12 protein-coding genes, 2 tRNA genes and 1 pseudogene are annotated in these 16584 nt (G+C 58.9%); 6 read left to right on the forward strand and 9 right to left on the reverse strand.

Annotation, left to right across the window (positions count from 1 at the left end; all coding sequences use genetic code 11):
• The first annotated feature begins 57 nt into the window (after positions 1-57).
• Positions 58-1956 carry a potassium transporter Kup gene (locus AC07V9_RS11000; protein WP_495015737.1) on the forward strand — a complete coding sequence of 633 codons (1899 nt, stop codon included), beginning with the start codon at positions 58-60 and terminating at the stop codon, positions 1954-1956.
• Positions 1957-2205: 249 nt separating this feature from the next.
• On the opposite strand, the gene AC07V9_RS11005 is transcribed toward AC07V9_RS11000, so the two are convergent.
• The 4 genes from AC07V9_RS11005 to AC07V9_RS11020 form a co-directional block, all read right to left on the reverse strand.
• Positions 2206-3507 carry a virulence factor family protein gene (locus AC07V9_RS11005; protein ID WP_495015738.1) on the reverse strand — a complete coding sequence of 434 codons (1302 nt, stop codon included), beginning with the start codon at positions 3505-3507 and terminating at the stop codon, positions 2206-2208.
• Complete coding sequence (mprF, locus tag AC07V9_RS11010) at positions 3507-6149, reverse strand: bifunctional lysylphosphatidylglycerol flippase/synthetase MprF (RefSeq protein WP_495015739.1); 2643 nt, start codon at positions 6147-6149, stop codon at positions 3507-3509. The genes AC07V9_RS11005 and mprF overlap by 1 nt, the downstream gene beginning before the upstream one ends.
• A gap of 331 nt (positions 6150-6480) precedes the next feature.
• Positions 6481-6557: transfer RNA gene (locus AC07V9_RS11015), tRNA-Met, on the reverse strand.
• Between the two features lie 238 nt (positions 6558-6795).
• Positions 6796-6872 (reverse strand) — tRNA-Met (locus AC07V9_RS11020).
• 236 nt (positions 6873-7108) lie between these two features.
• Between AC07V9_RS11020 and dinB the strand changes: the two genes are divergently transcribed.
• Positions 7109-8167: a DNA polymerase IV gene (dinB, locus tag AC07V9_RS11025; protein WP_495015740.1), complete on the forward strand. Its 1059-nt coding sequence runs from the start codon at positions 7109-7111 to the stop codon at positions 8165-8167.
• A gap of 10 nt (positions 8168-8177) precedes the next feature.
• Here dinB and AC07V9_RS11030 read toward each other — a convergent pair whose 3' ends face one another.
• The 3 genes from AC07V9_RS11030 to AC07V9_RS11040 form a co-directional block, all read right to left on the reverse strand.
• Positions 8178-9134 carry a hypothetical protein gene (locus AC07V9_RS11030; RefSeq protein WP_495015741.1) on the reverse strand — a complete coding sequence of 319 codons (957 nt, stop codon included), beginning with the start codon at positions 9132-9134 and terminating at the stop codon, positions 8178-8180.
• A gap of 79 nt (positions 9135-9213) precedes the next feature.
• Positions 9214-10929, reverse strand: coding sequence for a proline--tRNA ligase (locus tag AC07V9_RS11035; protein ID WP_495015742.1), 1716 nt, complete (start codon positions 10927-10929; stop codon positions 9214-9216).
• Positions 10930-11101: 172 nt separating this feature from the next.
• Positions 11102-12436 (reverse strand): OprD family porin, encoded by a 1335-nt coding sequence (locus AC07V9_RS11040; protein ID WP_495015743.1) that lies wholly within the window; start codon positions 12434-12436, stop codon positions 11102-11104.
• A gap of 996 nt (positions 12437-13432) precedes the next feature.
• Here AC07V9_RS11040 and AC07V9_RS11045 point away from each other — a divergent pair.
• Both AC07V9_RS11045 and AC07V9_RS11050 read left to right on the forward strand, forming a co-directional pair.
• On the forward strand, positions 13433-13864 hold the full coding sequence (locus tag AC07V9_RS11045; RefSeq protein ID WP_495015744.1) for an HIT domain-containing protein: 432 nt from the start codon (positions 13433-13435) through the stop codon (positions 13862-13864).
• A complete protein-coding gene (locus tag AC07V9_RS11050; protein ID WP_495015745.1) occupies positions 13861-14064 on the forward strand; it encodes a SlyX family protein in 204 nt (67 codons plus the stop codon). The genes AC07V9_RS11045 and AC07V9_RS11050 overlap by 4 nt, the downstream gene beginning before the upstream one ends.
• A gap of 51 nt (positions 14065-14115) precedes the next feature.
• On the opposite strand, the gene AC07V9_RS11055 is transcribed toward AC07V9_RS11050, so the two are convergent.
• Together AC07V9_RS11055 and AC07V9_RS11060 are read right to left on the reverse strand one after the other, a co-directional pair.
• Positions 14116-14337 carry a cold shock domain-containing protein gene (locus AC07V9_RS11055; RefSeq protein WP_218568412.1) on the reverse strand — a complete coding sequence of 74 codons (222 nt, stop codon included), beginning with the start codon at positions 14335-14337 and terminating at the stop codon, positions 14116-14118.
• A gap of 60 nt (positions 14338-14397) precedes the next feature.
• Positions 14398-14721 (reverse strand): annotated as a pseudogene (locus AC07V9_RS11060) (cold shock domain-containing protein membrane protein); the annotation flags it as partial.
• A 465-nt stretch (positions 14722-15186) separates the two neighbouring features.
• Between AC07V9_RS11060 and AC07V9_RS11065 the strand changes: the two are divergent.
• A complete protein-coding gene (locus AC07V9_RS11065; protein ID WP_495015746.1) occupies positions 15187-15660 on the forward strand; it encodes a Dps family protein in 474 nt (157 codons plus the stop codon).
• A 376-nt stretch (positions 15661-16036) separates the two neighbouring features.
• A complete protein-coding gene (locus AC07V9_RS11070) occupies positions 16037-16378 on the forward strand; it encodes a ribbon-helix-helix domain-containing protein (protein WP_495015747.1) in 342 nt (113 codons plus the stop codon).
• Positions 16379-16584 lie beyond the last annotated feature (206 nt).

Genomic DNA, 16584 nt, shown 5'->3' on the forward strand with positions numbered 1-16584 from the left:
AGGTCCATCTGACAGCTGCGTATCGCGGTGCTCGAGTCATGGTTTCAGGAGTGGTAAATGGGTCACGCAACGAGTCAGGCACAGACCGGGCATTCTTCAGTCAAACCCTTGAGTTTGCTGGTGGGGGCGGTGGGAGTCGCGTATGGCGACATCGGCACCAGCCCGTTGTACACGATTAAAGAAGTCTTTGTGGGCGGCTACGGCGTACAGGCCGGGCATGATTCGGTGCTGGGGATTCTGTCGCTGATTTTCTGGGCGCTGGTCTGGGTCGTGTCCTTCAAATACATGGCGCTGGTGCTGCGGGCCGACAACGATGGCGAGGGCGGCATCATGGCCCTCACCGCGCTGGCCCGGCGAGCGTCCTCCAAGTACCCGAAACTGCAGGCGACGATGATCGTCTTTGGTCTGTTCGGCGCTGCGCTGTTCTACGGTGACAGCATGATCACCCCGGCGATCTCGGTACTCTCGGCGGTCGAGGGCATGGAGCTGGCGTTCGACGGCCTGGATCACTGGGTCGTGCCGATCGCCCTGATCGTGCTGGTGGCGCTGTTTCTGATTCAACGCCACGGCACCGCGCGCATTGGCGTGATGTTCGGCCCGATCATGGTGCTGTGGTTCGTCACCCTGGGCGTGCTGGGCATTCATGGCATCGTCCAGCAGCCTGAAGTGCTGCACGCGGTCAACCCGGTGTGGGCGGTGCGTTTCTTCATCGATCACCCAGGCATCGGCGTGGCTGTGCTGGGCGCCGTGGTGCTGGCGCTGACCGGGGCCGAAGCCCTTTACGCCGACATGGGCCACTTCGGTCGCAAGCCGATCTCCCGCGCCTGGTTTGGCCTGGTGCTGCCGGCGCTGGTGCTCAACTACTTCGGCCAGGGCGCGCTGGTCATCGAAAACCCTGAAGCGGTGCGTAACCCGTTCTATCTGCTGGCGCCTGGCTGGGCGCTGCTGCCCCTGATCGGCCTGTCCACGCTGGCGACCATTATCGCTTCGCAAGCAGTGATTTCCGGCGCGTTCTCCATGACGCTGCAGGCCATTCAGCTGGGTTACATCCCGCGCATGTACATCCAGCACACCTCCAGTGACGCTCAGGGCCAGATCTATATCGGCGCGGTGAACTGGGCGCTGATGGTGGGCGTGATCCTGCTGGTGCTGGGCTTCGAATCTTCCGGTGCGCTGGCTTCGGCCTACGGCGTGGCCGTGACCGGAACCATGCTCTGCACCACCATTCTGGTGGCGTCGGTGATGTTGCTGGCCTGGAAGTGGTCGCCTGTCATCGCCGTCCCGATCTTGCTGGGCTGCCTGCTGGTCGACGGCCTGTTCTTCGCCGCCAACGTGCCGAAAGTAGTGCAGGGCGGGGCGTTCCCGTTCCTGGCGGGTATCGCGCTGTTCATCCTGATGACCACCTGGAAGCGCGGCAAACAGCTCTTGGTCGATCGCATCGACGAAGGCGGCCTGCCGCTGCCGATCTTCATCAGCAGTATTCGCGTGCAGCCTCCCCATCGCGTGCAGGGCACTGCCGTGTTCCTGACCGCCCGCCCCGACGCCGTGCCCCACGCGTTGCTGCACAACATGCTGCACAACCAAGTGTTGCACGAACAGGTAGTGCTGCTGACGGTGGTCTACGAGGACACCCCACGCGTCCCGGCGGCGCAACGTGTCGAGGTCGAGTCCTACGGCGAAGGATTCTTCCGGGTGATCCTGCACTTCGGTTTCATCGACGAACCGGACGTCCCGGCCGCGTTGAAACTGTGCCATCTGCCCGAACTGGATTTCAGCCCGATGCGCACCACCTATTTCCTCAGCCGCGAAACCGTGGTGGCCACCAAACTGACCGGCATGGCCCGCTGGCGCGAAGGGCTGTTCGCCTTCATGTTGAAAAACGCCAACGGCAACCTGCGCTTCTTCAAGCTGCCGTACAACCGCGTGATCGAGTTGGGGACGCAGGTGGAGATGTGAGCCACCTAACGTAAGTGCAGCGCTACGGGGTAAGAACCTGATGCTGTCCACCTGTGGGAGCGAATTCATTCGCGAAAAAAGGGTCAGGCGACAGAGGCGTATCGGTCGCACTGACCCATCGCGATTCAATTCGCTCCCACAGGTGGTCGACGCCGCCCATGGCGCACGATCACCCAATCATTAAGCCTTCCGCAGGCATAAAAAATCCCCGCAGTCTCAGGAGTGCGGGGATTTTTTTATGACCGGGCTTCAGTCAGCGCTGGCAGATTCCGGCGCTTCCTTGCCTTTCCACTTGTCGATGACCGCGATCAGGCGTTTGGCCAGAGCGGGGTAGTCTTCGTCGAAGTGGTGGCCCCCTGGCAGCTGTTGCTTCTGGCCTGGGGCGGTGGCTTCGGTGCAGCCACTTTCGTCTTTCTCTTCCACGCCATACACGCAGAACACCTTGTCACCTGGCAGCTTGGCCATTTCCGGGCCGGTGGCGGCTTCCTTGCCGGACGCGCCGAGCCAGCCTTCCACGGCGATCTCGAAGCTGCCGCTGCGGGCGAAGGCCAGCAGGATGATGCCGTCAACGCGGGCCTTGTCGTCTTCAGGCAGGCGGTTGTAAATCGCAGGCAGCACGTCGGCGCCGAACGAGTAGCCGGCCAGGACGAAGTGCTTGGCACCCCATTTTTGTCGGTAGTGCGCCATCAGCTCGCTCAGGTCGGTGGCGGTCTGCTCAGGGGACTTGTGTTCCCAGTAGTAGCGCAGGGTGTCGATGCCGACCACCGGGTAGCCGCCGGACTTGGCCATGTCGCCGGCCACGTCCTTGTCCAGGTCGCGCCAGCCGCCGTCGCCGGAGAGGAACAGGGTGACGGTGTCCGATGGCTGGCTGGAAGGCACCTCCACCACAGGGATGTTCAGGCCGCCGTTGGCGTCGTCAGCAATCAGCAAATGACGGACTTCGGTGTTCAGGATCTGCGGGTACTTGATGTCGTAGTCGCTGATCTTGGTTTCGGCGTTGGGCGTATCGCGCACGAACACGGCGGTTTCGTCGTCCGGGCCGTCGTTCCAGGCCACGGTCCACTTGCCGTGGGCGGCCGCTTTAGGCGGTGCCACTTTGCACTCGGGTTGATTAAGCACGAAGTTCACCGAGATGGCCTGGGCCTTGTCGTTGTTCTGACTCGCCAGCCAGTCCCAGGCGACCGAGCCGCCCGCGCTGATCCCGGCGACGACATCCGGCGTGCCATCGAGCTTCTGCAGCGCGGCGGTGAAGGCCTTCTCCTGCAGTTGGCAGTCATCTTTAGGCAGGACGACCTGAATGACCTGAGCCGACGCATCGTAGCTCAGCGCCAGGACCTGTTTCTCGGTCAGGGCATCTTCGGTGGTCACGGCAAGGGCCACACGGGTCTTGACCTTGGTCGACGGGGTGGCGCGGATCAGCGTCGAGCCGTCATCCAGCGTCACGCGTTCAAGTGTTGGTTGTGCGGCAGGGCGGTTCCACAGCCAGAAACCCAGTGCCACTACCAGAATTACCAGGGCTGCAAGCAAAAAGCGCCAGTAGCGTTGAATCATCAGCGTTTCACCAATCCAGTCAGGCCGCCTGCAATCAGGGCAGCAGTGTCTGCCAGTGCCACCAGCGGATCGAGTCCTGCGGGCACGGCCATATAACGGGGTTCCCAGTCAGGCTGGAATTTGTCTTTGAAGCGACGCAGTCCCTGGAAGTTGTAGAGCTGCTCGCCGCGACTGAACACCATCGAACCCAGACGCTGGGTCAACGGCGCGCCACGTCGTGGCTGCAGGCCGGACAACGGCACCATGCCCAGACTGAAACGGGCATAGCCTTCCTTTTTGTAATGCAGGATCAGGCCGACCATCATGAATTCCATGGTCAGCTTCGGCGCGTCCGGATGCGAACGCATCAGGTCCAGGCTTGCCAGGTCATGCCGCGAGGTTTCCAGCAGGTTGGAAAACGCGACCGGCTTGCCCTGGAAATGGACGATGGCAATGCGGAAGTGCTTGAGGTAATCCAGGCTGAAACGGCCCAGCGAGAAGCCTTTTTCGCGCACGTTCTTGCCGGTGAGCCAGGCATCGGAAATCACTTTGAGCTCGTCCATCGGTGCTTCGCCGACTTCGTAGATTTCCAGCGAAAGACCATCGCGACCACCCCGGTTCCAGGTGTAGCGCAGGTCTTTCATTTCCTTGCCTTTGGCGTCGATGTCGAACTTGAGCAGGTCGACCCGCGCCTCTTCACCCAGCTTGATCGCCGTCAGGCCGATGTCCATGTAGAACGGCAGGTTCTCGGCGCGCACCTGATAGAACACAGGGCGGGCGTGGTGCACGTCGCACAGGTCACGGAACTGCCAGATGAGTTCGGCGCGTTGCTGGGTCGGGCCGATCGGGTCGTACAACGCCACCAGGCTGCGACCGCGATGGGCGTACATGAGGAATGCGTTGCCATCGGGGTGCAGCAGGACGGCTTTGTCGCCGGTCAGCACCAGGCCGCCATCGGGCTGGTTGGACGCCTTGATGATCTCGGCGGCTTTGGCCAGTTGAGCTTCATCAGGCAGGTCTATCTGTGGGCGAGCGGTGCGCAGCAGCCAGGTCAGCGAGACGATCACCAGCAGCACTGCACTGCCCAGCGCCGAACGCAGGCCGCGCGGGGCGTCGGCGTCGAGGGTGAATTGCCACCAGAGCTGATGGCTGTACGGCACGTCCTGATAGGCGAACAGCAACAACCAGAACGAAGCGCCCAGCACGCAGATGCTGGCCACCAGATACAGCGGCGAGAACGGCAGTTCCAGCAGGCGGCTCGGGCGATAGAACGAGCGACGGAAGATCGCCAGCAGACACGCCGTCAGCAGCAGCATGCTCGCTTCTTCCCAGTCGAAGCCTTTAAGGATCGACAGGACAGAGCCGGTGAACAGCAGGATCGTGGTCAGCATCCAGGCCGCCGACAACCGCCGACGCAGGCCCTGAGCCAGCAGCAGGCACAGCACGCCGATCAGGCTGGCGCCGAAATGCGACGCGTCGATCAGACGATGGGGGATCAGAAACCCGAGGCTTTCCAGACGTGTGTCGATTTCCGGAGTGGAACCGGAAAACAGCAGCACCACGCCGGACAGGAACACCAGCAGCGCCAGAATCGGCGCGCCGAGGCCCGATGCCACACGCATGGCCTGACGGGCGAACAGGAAGCGCTTGGCCTCGCTGAACAGCAGCACCAGACACGCGATCAGCAGCGGCAGCACCACGTAGATCAGGCGATACAGCAGCAGCGCAGCGGCCAGCGGTGCAGCGCCCAGTTCATCAGCGAAGGCGGTCAGCAGGATCGCTTCGAAAACACCCACACCGCCCGGCACATGACTGAGTACGCCCGCGGCCAGCGCCAGCAGGTACACCAGCAGAAACGCACCAAATGGCGGAGCCGATGGCAGCAAGAGATAAAGCACGGCGGCAGCCGCGGCGACGTCCAGTGCGGTGATGACCAGTTGCATCAACGTCAGACGCAGGCCTGGCAGACGCAGGGTGCGGCGACCGGCGCGCACCAGCAGGTTGTGCGGGATGGTCTGTTCAGGCAGGCGTCGACGATAGACCGCAACGCCAATGATCAGGCTGAGCACCAACACGGCAATGGCGATGGTCGCCAGCACCGGAACCGACAGATGCAGCGCCAGCGAGGCCGATGGCAGATCGCTCAGGGTCGCGAGCGCAGCCAATGGCGGCAGTGCGCAGCCCAGCGAAAGGCTGGCGAACAGGGTCATGTGAGCGACTTCGCCGGCTCCCAGGCCTAGGCGGGAATATAGGCGGTAACGCACTGAGCCCCCCGACAGCATCGACAGGCCCACGGCGTTGCCGATGGCAAACGCGCAGAAGCCGCCCATGATCAGGGACTTGGGTGGCAGGTCGACGTTGGCGTATTGACTGGCCGACCATTCATAGCCCAACAGGATGGTGAAGCCGATGGCCGTGGCGAGTACGGCGCCGCCCAGAGACGGCAGGGGCACGCTGAGCAGTGAGTCCTGCAGCGCATAAATGTCGAGTTCGGTCAGCATGTGCCGACAGGCGATCAGCGCCAGGGCGAACAACACGATGGTGACAGCCAGCCCGATAGGTTGACGATATTTGCTCACCCATTCGCGCAAGCGCGGCCGGGCAGGGGAAGCCGGAGGCAGCTCTGGAACGGCTTCATGGGTGTCGGATGGGTTGACGCGCATCAATCACTCCTTGGATCGTGCGCGACAGGATGGGGGTATACAGCCAAGTTACCAATCCCTACGCAAAAAATAATTCAGGATGTTAGCGCTTGAACGTCTAACGGGCGAATACGGCAGATACGTTCCATGACCATTGAGTCTAGGTTCAGATGCTTGGCAGCGTATCGGCCATGGACACAAAAACTATCGCGGTCGGCAACATACGGTAACAAGCGGCCCAGGCCAAATGAATCCGGCAACGACTTGTGACAAGTCTTTGGCCGAGCTGTTCGGCGCTTTTCGTCAGGGCAAAAAAAAGGCCACTCTTTCGAGTAGCCTTTCTTCAGACGTTTGGTTGCGGGAGCCGGATTTGAACCGACGACCTTCGGGTTATGAGCCCGACGAGCTACCAGGCTGCTCCATCCCGCGTCTGTGAGGCGGCATTCTACAGCCGAACGGCTATGTGTCAACCTTTAAACCTCAGGATCGACAAAATAACCGCATTCTTGCTGCTGGCACGCCTAAGTGGACGTCGGGCAAGGCTTTTATCGCGACGGCATCACGGGGCAGGGCGCCATCATTGATGAAAGATATTTCATTCATGTGACGCGGCATGTTTTTCAAACGCGCACAAAAAAGCCACTCGATTGAGTGGCTTTTTCGATGTTGGTTGCGGGAGCCGGATTTGAACCGACGACCTTCGGGTTATGAGCCCGACGAGCTACCAGACTGCTCCATCCCGCGTCTGTGTGGCGGCATTCTACAGAGGAACGCCGAGGTGTCAAGCAGAACGCTGAAAAAAGTGCTTTTTCTTCAATTGCTTAGCGGCCTTCTTCATTGGCTGGTCCCCTGTGAGGCCTGCCGCGCGGGCGTATCAGGGCAGCAACGGCGCCCATTGCTGAGTACCTCGTCAGGCGCGATGAGTGTCAGACGCCTGCGCGAATGAGATACTGCTCAACCGTTTTCCTACGACTCATGTCATGCCGCAGCGCAAAATCATCCACATCGACTGTGACTGCTTCTATGCCGCCATCGAAATGCGCGACGACCCCGACCTGGCTGGCAAGCCATTGGCAGTGGGCGGTTCGGCGGATCGGCGTGGGGTCATCGCGACCTGCAATTACGAGGCGCGGGCTTATGGCGTGCGCTCTGCGATGTCTTCGCGGCACGCGTTGACGCTCTGCCCGGACCTTACCATCGTCAAGCCGCGCATGGATGCCTATAAAGAAGCCTCGAAGGAAATCCACACGATCTTTCGCGACTACACCGACCTGATCGAGCCGTTGTCACTGGATGAGGCTTATCTGGATGTGTCTGAGTGCAGTCATTTTGCTGGCAGTGCTACGCGGATTGCCCAGGACATCCGTCGGCGGGTGTCCAGTCAGCTGCACATCACGGTGTCAGCCGGCGTGGCGCCCAACAAGTTTCTGGCCAAGATCGCCAGTGACTGGCGCAAACCCAACGGGCTGTTCGTCATTACGCCTGATCAGGTCGAAGACTTCGTCGCCGAGCTTCCCGTTTCCAAGCTCCACGGCGTCGGTAAGGTAACCGCCGACAAACTGGGCCGGTCGGGCATCATCAGTTGTGCCGATCTGCGCCAGTGGAGCAAATTGGCGCTGGTGCGCGAATTTGGCTCGTTTGGTGAACGACTGTGGAATCTGGCCCATGGGATCGATGAGCGGCCCGTGCAGAACGACAGCCGTCGTCAGTCGGTCAGCGTGGAAAACACCTACGACACCGATCTGCCGGATCTGGCGAGTTGCCTGGAAAAGCTCCCGGCGCTACTGGAAAACCTCAACGGGCGTATTGCGCGCATCGACACCCAGTACCGGCCCGGTAAGCCGTTCGTGAAAGTGAAGTTTCATGACTTCACCCAGACGACGCTGGAGCAGGCGGGGGCGGGGAGGGACCTGGAAAGTTACGAGCAATTGCTGACCCAAGCGTTCGCACGTGGTGCAAAACCGGTGCGATTGCTGGGAATTGGCGTGCGGCTGCATGACTTGCGCGGCGCCCATGAACAGCTGCAACTGTTCACCTGACGCCGACTGATCACTCGCTGCCAGCGGGCACTGCCACCAGTCGCCCGGCGTCCTTGGCCAGGGCACGCAAAAACTCGTGCTGCAGCTGCGGATCGTTGCGGGTCATTTCGATCAGTGACTGTTCCAGATCGCTGGCCTGTTCTTCCAGGCCCAGCTCCGACAGGCGTTTGACCCGATGGACCCACTGGCCCACTTCGTCGTCTTCAAGGTCGTCGTAAATCAGACCATGGGCTTCGATCAGCTTGCCGCGCAACGTTTTGCTCAGGGGCAAATTGGCGCTGGCCTGTACGTTGGTCTGTTCGTCGACGACTTTGAGGTTCAACTGGGTGATGCGGCTCAGGTCCTGTTCAGCGAACGGGCTGTCCAGCAGGTTGATGCGCAGCACGCCAATGCGATCGGTGCTGAGCTCGTTGGTGTCTTTGCCGGCCTTGATTTGCACCGGGCTTTCGCTCCAGGGCAGGCTGGTGTGCTCGACGCGGTGTTCGCGCTGGACTTCGTCGATGCCCGCGAGGTTCTGCTGGGCGCGACCATGGGACGGCGCGTTCATGAACGGGTTGATACCGGCGATGCCGTAGCTGAGCCAGTCCTTGGTCACGCTGTCCGGCAGGCTGCCGAACGTCAGCACGTTGACCACGTTGGCGCCAACGCCCGCGACGATGGCCACGGCGCCCAGCGGGATTTCGTAGATTTCCCGCCAGGGTTGATAGGGGGTGTAGCGGTCGTAATGACGGGTGACATCGTATTCAGTGATGTCGAAGGTTTTCAGCTCCTGAATGCGCACACGACGCTGAGGCAATTCGAGGGTCTTGGGTTCGCCGACGTCGATCTGAAAGCTGTGATCGAGCAGTTTGCGGTCGATCCGCTCTTCGTGTTCGCTGCGTTGAGACAGATGATTGGCGCAACCACTGACGAGCAGACTGCCACACAACGCGGCACCCGCGAGGCTTGAGGAACTTCGCTTGAACATGAGATCTCTTGGTGCAGAAAAGGCTGGACGATACCGGCGGCTGAACGGCGCGCCCGCGTGAAGCGGGCGCGCCAGGGACTCAGCGCTTGATCCGGCCCTTGATGAAGGACAGCACGTCGGCAACCGGCAAGGCCTGAGCCTCTGACTCGGTGCGGCTCTTGTACTCCAGATTGCCTTCCGCCAGACCGCGGTCGCTGACCACGATGCGGTGCGGGATGCCGATCAGTTCCATGTCCGCGAACTTGATGCCCGGGCTGGTTTTCTTGTCACGGTCATCCAGCAGTACGTCGAAACCTGCAGCGGTCAACTCGGCGTACAGCTTGTCGGTCGCTTCGCGAACGGCGTCGGTTTCGTAGCGCAGCGGGACCAGGGCGATCTGATACGGCGCCAATGCGTCGCTCCAGATGATGCCGTTGTCGTCGTAGTTCTGCTCGATCGCAGCGGCGACCACGCGGGACACGCCAATGCCATAACAGCCCATGGTCAGGGTTACAGGTTTGCCGTTTTCGCCCAGCACCTGGCACTTCATCGCGTCGCTGTACTTGGTACCCAGCTGGAAGATGTGACCGACTTCGATGCCACGCTTGATGATCAGGGTGCCTTGGCCGTCCGGGCTTGGATCGCCTTCGACGACGTTGCGCAGGTCGGCTACTTCAGGCACCGGCAGGTCGCGCTCCCAGTTCACGCCGAAATAATGCTTGTCATCGATGTTGGCGCCGATGCCGAAGTCGCTCATCAGTTCGACCGAGCGGTCGATGATGCACGGCAGTGGCAGATTCAGCGGGCCGAGGGAGCCGGCCCCCGCGCCGATGGCAGCACGCAGCTCAGCTTCACTGGCCATGACCAGCGGGCTCGCCACCAGCGGATGGTTCGACGCCTTGATTTCGTTGAGCTCGTGGTCGCCACGGATGATCAGCGCAATCAGCTTGCCTTCTTCAGCGGCATGCACGACCAGGGTTTTGACGGTTTTCTCGATGGGCAGACCGAACTGTTCGACCAGCGCCGCGATGGTCTTGGCATCAGGGGTGTCGACCAAACGCAGTTCTTCAGTCGCCGCGCCACGGGATTTCTCCCGGGGAATGGCCTCGGCTTTCTCGATGTTGGCGGCGTAGTCAGAGGTGTCGCTGAACACGATGTCGTCTTCGCCCGACTCGGCCAGTACGTGGAATTCGTGTGAGCCCGCGCCACCGATCGAGCCGTTGTCGGCCACCACCGGGCGGAAATTCAGGCCCAGGCGGGTGAAGACGTTGCAGTACGCCTGATGCATGCGGTCGTAGGTTTCCTGCAGGGAATCCTGGGTCGCATGGAATGAATAGGCGTCCTTCATGATGAATTCGCGACCGCGCATCAGCCCGAAGCGTGGGCGGATCTCGTCACGGAATTTGGTCTGGATCTGGTACATGTTGATCGGCAGCTGTTTATAGCTGCTCAGTTCGTTGCGAGCCAGATCGGTGATGACCTCTTCGTGGGTCGGGCCGGCGCAGAAGTCACGGTCGTGACGATCCTTGAGGCGCAGCAGCTCTGGGCCGTACTGCTCCCAGCGACCGGATTCCTGCCACAGCTCTGCCGGCTGGATGCCTGGCATCAGCACTTCGAGTGCCCCGGCGGCGTCCATCTCTTCACGAACCACCGCTTCGACCTTGCGCAGAACACGCAGGCCCATGGGCAGCCAGGTATAGAGACCGGAGGCGAGCTTGCGGATCATGCCAGCACGAAGCATCAGCTGATGGCTGATGACCACCGCGTCGTTTGGCGTTTCTTTTTGTGTGGCGAGCAAATATTGACTGGTACGCATGGTCGGCCGTTGTCGGTTGCTGTGACTGGGAAATGACCTGGCATTGTACGGGGGCGATACCGGTGAGTACAGGCCGCCCGCCCTCCAGAGTAGATAGGATTGGCCTTCTGGCAGGCATGAAAAAGCCCGGCACAAGGCCAGGCTTTTCAGTAACGAGTGTCAGACAGCGCGATTACAGGACCGAAATCGGGTAGTCGACGATCAGACGGAACTCGTTGATATCGCCTTCACCCTGATCGGTGTTGGCACGGTGCCAGGCTTGACGAATACGGAACGACAGGTCTTTAGCAGGACCGGTCTGGACAACGTATTTGGCCTCAAGGTTGGTTTCGTGGTGGCTACCGTCTTCACCGTACAGACCTGCGTACAGGCTGTTGGATGGAGTGTGGGTGCCATCGATGTTGGTACCGCTGATGTAACGGGTCATGAAGCTCAGACCAGGCACACCGTACGGGGCCATGCTCAGGTCGTAGCGAGCTTGCCACGAACGTTCGCCTGGGCCGTTGAAGTCAGAGTATTGAACCGAGTTCGCCAAGAAGATTGAGTCGCCACCGCGGACTTTGCCCGCATCGTTGAGCGAGATGTAGTCAAATGGTACGTCGCCGTTTACCTTCTGGAATGCCACTGTGAACGTGTGCGCAGCCAGGAAGGAGTAGGCAGCGGAAGCGGACCAGGTGGTGTTGGTGATGTCACCCAGTTCCTTTCTGCCGGTGTCACGTGTGTTATAGATGTTGAAGTCGAATGCCAGAGACTGATCGTCGGTCAGTGGCAGAGCGTAGTTGACGTTACCGTAGTACTGCTTGAACACGTCTTCCAGCTTGGAGGCATAGAACGCAACACCCAGGCTGTCAGTGATGGAGTACTTGCCGCCAGCGTAGTCAACGCTGCTGACATCAAGACTGCCCGGGCCGTAAGCGGTACCGATGGCGCCGTCACGGTTTGTGCTGTCTTGCGAAGTGCCAGAGTAGAAGTGGCCGCCTTCAACATCCAGACCTTTGATCTCGCTGCTCTGCAGGGAGATACCGCTGGCAGTTTGAGGAACCAGACGCGAGCCGCCTACAGCGAACACAGGGTTCTGAGGCTGCATGTCGCCGACTTTCAATTCGGTCTTCGATACGCGGAACTTCACAGCGCCGCCAGCCTTGCCGAAGGAGTCGTGGTTGTCGCCATTGCTGTCTACTGTCAGGTTTTGCGAACCAGAATAGTGGTTTTGGCCGTCAAGCTTGAAGCCTGCATAACCAAACGCGTCAATACCTACGCCGATCAGGCCCTGAGTGTAACCGGAGGTGTAGTTGCCCCAGAAACCTTGAGTCCAGTCTTTGGAGTCAACACCGGTGTTCTTGCGATCACGGTTGAAATAGTAGTTACGCGCCTTGACGTCCAGCTTGCTACCTTCAACAAAACCAGTTGCTTCGGCCTGGTCGCTTACGAATGCCGCAGCCGATGCCAATTGGGTACTGGCTGCAGTAACTGCCAGTGCGATTGCGCTCCACTTCATCACTCTCATCGTGACTTTGCTCCTTTGGTTTTAAGAAGAGTACCGCCGTTCACCTGTTTTTTTATCTGAACGGCTCTTTCTTTTTGGTGTCGGCGAAACTTATAGCACGCAGACATTATTGGCGATAGTTACAAACCTATCCTTTCAATTTCTTTACGGCCATGTCGCAAATCAGCTCTGTCCATGTCGCTACTGAACAGCTCCCTATCTGAAAACGTGCAACTACCGCAGTACTTTTCGACCGTCTGATGCGTGTCCGCAGTGACCTGCATCCTATCGTTTCGATCGCCCCAGGAGCTTGCTCGCCATTCTTCTATTTGACTGGTGCGTCAGGTCCGCGACCGGCGCTTGTCAGTCTTGTGTGTGACAAAGCAACAACCGTGCACAAAGTTCCCATGCAGGTGAAAAAAATGTCTGAACACCGCTAAATACTTTCAAAAACCTTCGTAATACACTGTTTTAAAAGGATAAAAAAATAGTAAAAAAAGCTGTTGTGATGCAGTCGACGCTCAGGTTACCGCCAAAAAGTGTCACTGGCGTTACCTGTTACCGCGCGCAATTGAGTAAAAGGCGGATGCGTGAGGCAAGATCAGCTGTGAGAGTGAGTCGTTTTGGTGCATCTGCGCTGTAATTCGCTTGGATTTGGGACGTACGTCCATGGCTGGGTTATTGGGCTGACTTAAAAGTCAATGTCACGGCTCTGTCGACAGGTCCAACGCCTTGATTAGAAAGGGCCGGAGCAGCGGCTTTGGGCTGATCTGCTTTGCCTCAGTGCGGACAGCTCGTGCGTCATGTCAGTGCGCAGGGCTAGCAAGCGAGCCTCGCAGGTGCGCAGGGGTTATGAGCTGCCTTGCTGACCCAGGAACAACAGCGTTCCCGCAAAATGGGCACAATCGCACCCCTTGCGTGATTCGCTGCGTATTCCCGAGTATCCTGCCCGCAATCAGATCAATGTTTCGCGTGCCGTTGCCGGCGAAACTTAACCCGACGATCAGGAGTTGTTGCGTGTTCGTGTTAGATCAGCGTTTGTTGCAGGACACCTTGCCCGTGGGAGATTTCCCACTGAGCCGATTGCTTATGTCCAATGACGCTCAATATCCCTGGTTTATTCTGGTGCCCCGCCGGGCGGATATAAGCGAAATATTCCAGCTGTCGGAAACCGAGCAGTTACAGCTATGGAAAGAAACCACGCTGTTGTCGCGTACCCTGCAGCGATTGTTCGACGCCGATAAGATGAATGTCGCGGCGTTGGGCAATGTGGTAAGCCAACTGCATATGCATGTCATTGTTCGTCACAAGGGCGACGCGGCATGGCCAGCTCCGGTTTGGGGCAAGCATCCTGCTGTGCCGTATGGGGCTGAGCAGGCCGCAGCCATTATCGGACGCTTGAAAGCGGCGCTGGCGGACGATCCGACGTTTGCCGAGGTAGCGCCATGAATCTTGAAGAGCGGGTAATGGAGCTGGAGAGTCGTCAGGCTTTTCAGGACGACACGATTCAGGCCCTCAATGATGTGCTGGTGACCCAGCAGCGAGCCCTGGAGCGAATGCAACTGCAGATGGCTGCGCTGATCAAGCGTCAGGACGAAATGGGTGGCCAGGGGGGATTCGAAGAGGATGTGCCTCCGCCTCATTATTAAAGGCATAAAAAACCGCGCTCTTGAGCGCGGCTTTTTTTTGAGGCGAGGTGATCAGCGACGCGGCAGCGCAGCAATCACGTCCTCGGCCTGCAGTCCTTTATCACGGTTCATCACCGAAAACTCGACCCGTTGGCCTTCCACCAACACGCGATGGCCTTCGCCGCGAATGGCACGAAAATGCACAAAGATGTCGTCGCCGGAGTCGCGGGAGATGAAGCCGAACCCCTTGGAGGTGTTGAACCACTTCACGGTCCCGGTATCGCGTTGGCCCACCTCATGGGGCTGCAGCGACGGCGAAGGCGAGGATCTGTAGAAGCTGACGCCCAGGTGAACGGCAACAGCAACCAGCAACGCCAGCAGGCTGACCAGCACAGCAGGTTGGCCTGCGATGGTTTCCAGCGGGACGAGCAGGGTCAGGACTTGAAGCACGACGGCCAGCACCAGCAGAGCGCTGACCAGGTTTTGCAGTTGATGACGCGGACCTTTGTTCCAGAAGGGAATGACCGGAGCGATGATCAGGTTGATCAGGCCGAACAGAGCCAGATACAGCGCATCCGGTTGGGACAGGTAAGAAGACAACGCTTCACTACGCAGGCTGGGGATGAATGACAGCAGCAGGGCAGCTGCGCCCGTTAGCAGGTGGACTATTTTCAACATTTCGATGACTCACATTAAGATGGATCACAAGGAAATAGCTGATGACGAACGGTACGCTTCTAGAAAAAGGAAAGCGTGAGGCACGCACCTCGATTCAGCCTATGCGCTACAGTCTTTCGACATTTCAGTAACGACACTTCTGTATTTAACAGCAAAGCGCAGGGCTACTCAAATCAAGCGCTTAGCGGATCTGATCGCGGGAGATGATGGCGATTTGTTTCTCGTTCGGGGTCGCCGTGCGGGGCTTGTTCCAGAGCCGTAGATGCGCGGCCTTCGGTTTTCTCCAGTGAGGAAGGACCTTCAAGCCGTGGTGCGTGGTCTCTTTTCACTCTTCGTCGGCGTGCTTGATGCAGTCAGCTTTGGAGTACAGACATCTCCTAATACCCACAGATGGCTGCGACAGCGGTGCGGTCTTGCTAGAGTGGCTGCCAGTTGCTCGCAAACCCATCATCAAGAGGACGAAATATGGCTATCGATATCGGCATCAGTGAAGAGGACCGCAAGTCCATCGTGGAAGGGCTTTCCCGCCTGTTGGCAGATACCTATGTGTTATACCTGAAAACTCACAATTTCCACTGGAACGTCACGGGGCCGATGTTTCGTACGCTGCACCTGATGTTCGAGGAGCAGTACAACGAGCTGGCGTTGGCGGTGGATTTGATCGCCGAGCGGATTCGTGCGCTGGGCTTCCCGGCACCAGGCACCTATTCGACCTACGCTCGTCTGTCCTCCATTAAAGAGGAAGAAGGCGTTCCTGCGGCCGAGGAAATGATTCGTTCTCTGGTCAGTGGCCAGGAAGCGGTAACACGTACCGCTCGCGGCATCTTCCCGTTGCTGGACAAGGTCAGTGATGAGCCGACCGCTGACCTGCTGACCCAGCGCATGCAGGTCCATGAAAAGACCGCGTGGATGCTGCGCGCGATGCTGGAAGGCAAGTAATCGGCCAGAGTGAGCGGCGTTAGTGGTCGCTCACTCCCCCTCAAACCCTTTAGGAAGACTTTTTGACGCTAAAGGCTATTTTTTGGTGTAGCTGAAACGTTAAGTCTTTGGCAATTGTCAGATTAACTAACGAGCGTTTTGGTGTGCGCCTGGCGTGTGTTTCTTGCAATAAAATACATATGTACTACCTGCGTAATACCTTCTGAGTTTTTCAAGTTTTCCTCGCGAAATTCATCCTGTAATTGTGGTGATGTCCTACATGTCACGAGTGTTGCATCTGCTGGCTAACCCCTTGTGAATAGGGCTTGATAGGCATGTCAGTTATTTGATTTCAAATGTTTCTAAGGTCATGTTCTATCAGTGTTCAGGAGGATTCATGAATCAGGATGCCGCACGGGAGGTCAGGGATGCGCCCCGATGTTTCAAAGTTCACAATGACCTGTTCGTCGAGAACTTCAATATGGGGCTGGCGCAACCTCAATCGCGTTCAGTCAGGTTAAACGGGTTGGCCACATGCCTGCGTCTGGAAGGAGTGTATTGGAACATTCTGTCTGAAATAGCCAGCAGCAACAGTTGTTCGATCAACGCGGTCTTGTCCTACGTCGACAGGGAGGTTCATCTGCGATACGGGGGTGTGAAGAACTTCAGCGGTCTGATTCGCGTCGTCTGCGTCACCCATCTGTTGAAGCCTGAAGGCTTCCAGTTGTCGGCTGTCTGATCCTGCAAGGCCCCTATTCCAGCGGGTGCGCCCAAAGCGGGCCCGCTTTAGACGATGGTCGCCTGCCTGCGACAGCCCAAGCGGCAGGCGACTTCTTGCCCCACAGCGGCCAGCGCGGCTGCACAGCCTTGATTAACCCTATATAATCCCCCGCCTTACTCTGGAAGGCAGGCTGACCGTCGGGTTGAACTGCATGCCACGGCTCC

The sequence above is a fragment of the Pseudomonas sp. GW821-FHT02A11 genome (assembly GCF_059421985.1).

Bases quoted from the DNA above. Each gene is read 5' to 3' on its own strand.
- AC07V9_RS11030 (WP_495015741.1), bottom strand. From the start codon at position 9,134: ATGTTCAAGCGAAGTTCCTCAAGCCTCGCGGGTGCCGCGTTGTGTGGC.
- dinB (WP_495015740.1), top strand. From the start codon at position 7,109: ATGCCGCAGCGCAAAATCATCCACATCGACTGTGACTGCTTCTATGCC.
- AC07V9_RS11005 (WP_495015738.1), bottom strand. From the start codon at position 3,507: ATGATTCAACGCTACTGGCGCTTTTTGCTTGCAGCCCTGGTAATTCTG.
- mprF (WP_495015739.1), bottom strand. From the start codon at position 6,149: ATGCGCGTCAACCCATCCGACACCCATGAAGCCGTTCCAGAGCTGCCT.
- AC07V9_RS11050 (WP_495015745.1), top strand. From the start codon at position 13,861: ATGAATCTTGAAGAGCGGGTAATGGAGCTGGAGAGTCGTCAGGCTTTT.
- AC07V9_RS11035 (WP_495015742.1), bottom strand. From the start codon at position 10,929: ATGCGTACCAGTCAATATTTGCTCGCCACACAAAAAGAAACGCCAAAC.
- AC07V9_RS11070 (WP_495015747.1), top strand. From the start codon at position 16,037: ATGAATCAGGATGCCGCACGGGAGGTCAGGGATGCGCCCCGATGTTTC.
- AC07V9_RS11000 (WP_495015737.1), top strand. From the start codon at position 58: ATGGGTCACGCAACGAGTCAGGCACAGACCGGGCATTCTTCAGTCAAA.
- AC07V9_RS11065 (WP_495015746.1), top strand. From the start codon at position 15,187: ATGGCTATCGATATCGGCATCAGTGAAGAGGACCGCAAGTCCATCGTG.
- AC07V9_RS11040 (WP_495015743.1), bottom strand. From the start codon at position 12,436: ATGAGAGTGATGAAGTGGAGCGCAATCGCACTGGCAGTTACTGCAGCC.